The organism is Pseudoalteromonas sp. CO325X (assembly GCF_004208955.1).
GTDB classification, from domain to species: Bacteria; Pseudomonadota; Gammaproteobacteria; order Enterobacterales; family Alteromonadaceae; genus Pseudoalteromonas; species Pseudoalteromonas ruthenica.
Genome location: NZ_SGPG01000027.1, coordinates 1 through 1,355, shown reverse-complemented (window position 1 = coordinate 1,355; position 1,355 = coordinate 1). Strand labels below are relative to the sequence as shown.

Sequence of the window (1,355 nt, the reverse complement as noted above, 5' to 3'; positions counted from 1 at the left end):
TTTTACTAAAAGGAGACCTATAATATTTCATACAATAAATTAGTAAACATGTGATAGGCAGCACCACAATATCAATTATTGTTATAGGTAGCCCAGTGTGTAGCCTAATTGCCTCAGAAATTAGGGTGACTAAAACTATAATAATACCCGTTTTTAATTTTGCCCATCTCATAAGCTTGACCTGTAAGCTAAAAATAACCTTGTATGCCTAACGCTCCGTTCAGGAGCAATGTTTGGTTGGTGTTAAAATTGGAGCTAGCGACAATAACACCAACCAGTTGTTAATTGTCTGCCTGTAACGGCTTGTTAACAGTACCTTGCCATATAACAGTCAAATTTCGCTGCTAGCCTTGAATACTCATTAACCCAGCCATTTTCCATTGCGATTTCTTGTAACGGTGCGGTTGGTAAGAACAAGTAATTGAGTTTACTTACATTCACCTTGCCGGAACTTTTTAGCAAATGTAATTGCTTCTTTATCAATTTTACTGTGTCTTCGACTTCCATATCTGATCATATAGAGTCTTCCGACTTAGCGAGGTACGTTAAAACTTCTTCCCATATTTGAGTCAATGGAAGCATATTAGCTCGGCTAATTTTTCGTTTTAATACCAGGTTCCAGAAAAAGTTCATCTTGTACCGCTAACGCCCATTCATTAATGCGTTTGTTATATGGCTATTTGCTATCTAGCCAACATTTAGAAAATACTACGTTGTCAGAGCTTGAAACAACAATTTTATGCACATAATTTAAACCATGAGCTGGTTTTGGATCTTTACCAACCATATACACAGTATTAGATGAGGAAATCAATTTTTCATTAATACTTACTGATGCCTCGTTGTTTAATAATACACCTTCAAATAACCCTTGGTAACTTGCCATCACATGAATTGCTTTATTTAACTCTTGCCCTTGCAACCTTTCTGTCGGTATCCAAAGGCTTGAATGGTTGACAGGTTTGTTTTTGGGCAGTTCAGACAAGCTACTAATTATGAATGCTTTTGCATTTTTTAAATAAGGCTTATGAGTTGCCATATTTCTTTCAACAAAGTTTATTGCTTTTGAAACAGACACAATAACTTTTGAGTTGTTAGTTCTATAGAAAATAGCAGGTAGTTCATAAGATTCGGGGTGGCTTAAACTGGACTTCCATTTAATTGGGTATTGATTTGACTCACAAGGATCTGTTTCAGCTCTCACAAAACTAGAAACAAAAAATGCTAATAAGACTAAAATTTTCTGCATACTTTCCCCCCATATAAAGCCTTACTAATGGGCGCAAAAATGCTTGGCTATAATTAGCGACAAAGGAACGCAAGCCAAGCGTTTTGCGTCCTTTTTAGCAACTTGT

General features: G+C 36.1%; 1 protein-coding gene. It reads right to left on the bottom strand.

Features of this window, described 5'->3' with window-relative positions:
- Window positions 1-676 precede the first annotated feature (676 nt).
- Window positions 677-1,249: a hypothetical protein gene (locus EXT46_RS15125; protein ID WP_130148288.1), complete on the bottom strand. Its 573-nt coding sequence runs from the start codon at window positions 1,247-1,249 to the stop codon at window positions 677-679.
- Window positions 1,250-1,355 lie beyond the last annotated feature (106 nt).

Bases quoted from the DNA above. Each gene is read 5' to 3' on its own strand.
- EXT46_RS15125 (WP_130148288.1), bottom strand. From the start codon at position 1,249: ATGCAGAAAATTTTAGTCTTATTAGCATTTTTTGTTTCTAGTTTTGTG.